Raw genomic sequence first — 4,257 nt, 5'->3', positions numbered from 1 at the left:
GGCAGCCGGTTGCGGGTGGTGGCGCCCGACGTCGGCGGCAGCTTCGGCTCCAAAGGATCGCTCTATCCCGAGGAACTCCTGCTCTGCATCGCTGCGCGAAAGCTCGGCCGCTCGGTGAAGTACACGGCCGATCGCCTGGAGGACGTGACGAGCTGCAGCCAGGCGTTCGCCGAGATCGTCGATGTCGAGATGGGCTTCGACGCCGACGGCATCGCCATCGCCTTGCAGGCCGACGTGATCGGCGACGTCGGCGCCTATTCGATCTATCCCTGGACCTGCGGACTAGAGCCGGTGCAGGTCGTGAGCTTCCTGCCCGGTCCCTACAAGATCAGGTCGTACCGCGGCGCCGTGCGCGGCATCGCCACCTGCAAGCCGCCGACCGGGCCGTATCGCGGGGTGGGGCGGCCGATCTCGACCTTCGTCGCGGAGCGGCTGATGGACATGGGTGCCAAGGCGCTCGGCCTCGATCCGCTGGAAATTCGCCGCCGCAACCTGATCCGCACCGAGGAGTTTCCCTACCGGATCGCATCGGGCCTGATCTGGGACCAATGCGGCTTCATCGAGTGCCTCGACGCTGCGGCGGAAGCCGCCGATTACGATGCGCTGCGCGTGCGGCAGGAAGCGGCGCGCAGGGATGGCCGGCTGTTCGGCATCGGGATCGCGACCTATGCGGAATTGACCGGCATCGGCTCGCGCATCGCGGTCGCGCCGGGCATGCCGATCAACACCGGCTCGGAGACCGCAAAACTGTCGATCGACTCGACCGGCGCGGTCACCGCCGCGTTCGGTGTCGCCTCGCACGGCCAGGGCCTGGAGACCACGCTGGCCCAGATCGTCGCCGACGATCTCGGCGCGAGATTCGCCGACATCCGCGTGCTCCAGGGCGACAGCGACGAGGTGCCGATGTCGACCGGCAGCTATGCGAGCCGCAGCGCGGTGCTCGGCGGCGGCGCCGCCAAGCACGCCTCGCGCCTGCTGCGCGACAAGATCACGCGCGTCGCCTCGCATCTGTTGGAAGCCAATGCCGAGGACATCGAGGTCGCTGATGGCATGGCGACCGTCGCCGGCACCGACCGAGCCGTCACCTTCCGGCAGATCGCGAAGGCGGTCTATTCCGACATGAAGACGCTGCCGGTCGAGGCGCGCGAGGAACTGTCGGCGACCTATACCTACGACCCGATCAACGGCACCACCGCCTGCGCAACGCACATCGCCGCGGTCGAGGTCGATCCCGAGACCTGCGTCGTGCGGATCCACAAATATGTCGTCGCCGAGGATTGCGGGACGATCATCAACCCGATGATCGTCGACGGCCAGGTGCATGGCGGCGTGGCGCAGGGCATCGGCGCGGCGCTCCACGAGGAGCTGGTCTATGACGACGAAGGCCAGCTCCTCACCGCGAGCCTCGTCGACTATGTGATTCCGGCGGCGCCCGAGATGCCCGTCATGGACGTCGTCCATGTCGAGAGCTGCTCCGCGGTCGCGGGCGGCTTTCGCGGCATGGGCGAGGGCGGCACCATCGGGGCACCCGCTGCGATCGCCAACGCGCTCGCGGACGCGCTCGGGCGCGAGGTCTCGATCCTGCCGATGACGCCGGAGCGCATCTTCCGCCTGCTCCGGCAGGCCAAACCCAAAGAAGGAAACAGCGATGTTTGATCTGCAGGGGCGCGTGGCGCTGGTCACGGGCGGCGGCCGCGACGTCGGTGCCGGCATCTCCAGGACGCTCGCCGCCTGCGGCGCGACGGTGGCCGTGAACTATCATGGCTCGAAGGCCGATGCGGAGGATATGGTCGCAGAAATCGGAAAGGCCGGCGGCAAGGCGAAAGCCTATCAGGCGGACGTGTCGGATGCGGACGCGGTCAGGCAACTCGTTGCGGCCATCCAGGCGGATTTCGGCCGCCTCGACATTCTCGTCAACAATGCCGGCCTCGTGTTCCGCAAGCGCTTTATCGAGACCACGCCGGAGGAGTGGAAGAAGCAGATCGACACCTGCCTCTATGGCGCACTCAATTGCTGCCACAGCGCGGGGCCCTTGTTGGAAGCCTCGGGCCGTGGCCGCATCGTCTCGATCATGGGCGACTCCTCGCGCGTCGGCGAATCCGGGCTTGCGCTCGCCGCGGCGGCGCGCGCCGGCACCATCGCGCTGATGAAGTCGCTGGCGCGGGAATGGGGCCGCTCGGGCGTCACCGCCAACTCGCTGGCGCTCGGCCTGATCGAGACCGCGCACGACAAGGCCTGGGTCGGGGCCAACCGCGACAAGCTGGTGGAGGCCTATGCGATCCGCCGGCTCGGCCTGCCGTCCGACGTCGCGCCGATGGTGGCATTGCTGGCTTCCGATGCCGGGGCCTGGATCACCGGCCAGGTCATCAGCATCAACGGCGGGTATAGTATGGTCTAGGGGAGGAGAGGGGGACATGTTGCATCTCGAGTTGATCGCTCCGGTCGCAACACTGCTCGACCGGCATGCGAAGGCGCGGCCGGACAAGGTCGCCTATTGGGATTCGTTGCGCTCCGTCACCTATCGCCAACTCGCCGAGCGAACTGCGCAGATCGCGGCCAATCTGGTCAAGGTGGGAGTTCGCGACGGCGACCGGATCGCGATCTACCTGCCGAACGGCGTCGACTGGATCGAAGCCTGCCTCGCCGGGCTTCGCGCCGGCGCCGTGCTGGTGCCGATCAGTTTCGATGCCGCCGAAGCCGAGATCAGCTACCGCCTGACCGATGCCGCCTGCGGCCTCGTGATCGCCCACGCTTCCCGCAAGGAATTGATCGCGAAGATCGCCGGCCAAGCCGGCATTTCGCCCCAGGTGATCCATGCCGGTCCCAGCGCCGCGCAGGCCGGCACCACGCTCGAAGCCTTCGCGGCCGGCGCGACGGCGCCGCCGCCCGACCCCGACGATATCGACCGCACCTCCTTCATCATCTACACGTCCGGCACCACCGGCCGCGCCAAGGGCGTGTTGCTGTCGGTTCGCGGCATGCTGTGGATCGCGGCGGCCTGCTGGGCGCCGATCGCCGAGATCGGCGAGAACGACGTGGTGCTGTCTCCGCTGCCGCTGTTCCACTCCTACGCCCTCAATCTCTCAGTGCTCACCGTGCTCGCCGCCGGTGCGAGCGAGCACATCCTGGAGCGCTTCTCGCCGCAGCAGGTGCTGGAATTGATGCAGAGCGGCCAATACACGGTGTTTCCGGGCGTGCCGACCATGTTCCATTATCTCCTGCACCGGGCAGGAGAGACCGGCGTCGCGCGGCTCGGCAATGTCCGGCTCTGCATCTCCGCTGGCGCGATCATGCCGGCGACGCTGAACGAGGCGTTCGAGGCGCGCTTCAGCACGCCCTTGCTGGACGGCTACGGCATCACCGAGACCTCCACCATGGTCACCATGAACTGGCTGCGCGGCGCGCGGCCGCTCGGATCATGCGGCCTGCCGGTGCCGGGCCTTGCGGTGCGCATCGTCGATCCCGTCGGCCACGAGGACGTCGCGATCGGCGCCGAGGGCGAACTGATCGTGCGCGGGCCCAACCTGATGCAGGGCTATCACAACAAGGGAGCGGAGACCGCAGCCGTGCTGCGCGGCGGCTGGTATCACACCGGCGATCTCGCGCGATCCGACGCCAGCGGCTATCTCACCATCACCGGCCGCATCAAGGAACTGATCATCCGCGGCGGTCAGAACATCGCGCCGGCCGAGATCGAGGAGGTGGTGATCCGCCATCCGCAAGTCGCGGATTGCGCGGTGGTCGGCGTCAAGCACGACACCCTCGGCGAGGTGCCGTGCCTGTTCGTGGTGGCGAAGCAGGGCGCGTTCGACGCGGCTTCCGTGACGGACCACTGCCGGACACATCTGTCGGCCTACAAGATTCCGGAAGCAATCCATCTTGTCGCCGAAATCCCGCGCACCGGCTCGGGCAAGATCATGCGCTACAAGCTGGTCGACGGATTGAAGCAGGGCTGAGGGGCGTTGAGATGAGATTCTCTCGAGCAGCGCACAAGGTGCACTCCGTCTCCGTTCTTCACGGGGAGAGGGCTGGGGTGAGGGCAGACGCGAGTGCGGTGCGAGCTGTTGGACCTGTACCTCCTCACCCGGATCGCATCTGACGATGCGATCCGACCTCTCCCCGCTCGCGGCAGGGTTATCGCATATGAGCTCGAGCCATCGGCACGACCGGTCACCCTCCCCTGGAGGGGGAGGGTCGGCTCACATGAAGCGAAGCGGAATGTGAGCCGGGGTGGGGTGATGCTTCCGCGCGCACACT

Annotated in this window: 3 protein-coding genes; all 3 read left to right on the top strand. The window is 67.5% G+C overall.

Going from position 1 to position 4,257, the window contains the following annotated elements; genetic code table 11:
* Positions 1-1,656: molybdopterin cofactor-binding domain-containing protein (locus tag JOY90_RS37885; RefSeq protein ID WP_291696195.1), on the top strand; the 1,656-nt coding region annotated here is incomplete at its 5' end.
* The gene (locus JOY90_RS37880) at positions 1,649-2,398 is read left to right on the top strand and encodes an SDR family oxidoreductase (protein WP_291696194.1); all 750 of its coding nucleotides are present in this window, start codon (positions 1,649-1,651) and stop codon (positions 2,396-2,398) included. The genes JOY90_RS37885 and JOY90_RS37880, both read left to right, overlap by 8 nt.
* Positions 2,399-2,414: 16 nt before the next feature.
* Positions 2,415-3,956 carry a class I adenylate-forming enzyme family protein gene (locus JOY90_RS37875; RefSeq protein ID WP_291696193.1) on the top strand — a complete coding sequence of 514 codons (1,542 nt, stop codon included), beginning with the start codon at positions 2,415-2,417 and terminating at the stop codon, positions 3,954-3,956.
* Positions 3,957-4,257: the final 301 nt, after the last annotated feature.

The sequence above is a fragment of the Bradyrhizobium sp. genome (assembly GCF_019242285.1).
GTDB lineage: Bacteria > Pseudomonadota > Alphaproteobacteria > Rhizobiales > Xanthobacteraceae > Bradyrhizobium.
The sequence above is the reverse complement of the archived record's forward strand: the minus strand, read 5'-3'. Positions and strand labels throughout refer to the sequence as shown.

Bases quoted from the DNA above. Each gene is read 5' to 3' on its own strand.
- JOY90_RS37880 (WP_291696194.1), top strand. From the start codon at position 1,649: ATGTTTGATCTGCAGGGGCGCGTGGCGCTGGTCACGGGCGGCGGCCGC.
- JOY90_RS37875 (WP_291696193.1), top strand. From the start codon at position 2,415: ATGTTGCATCTCGAGTTGATCGCTCCGGTCGCAACACTGCTCGACCGG.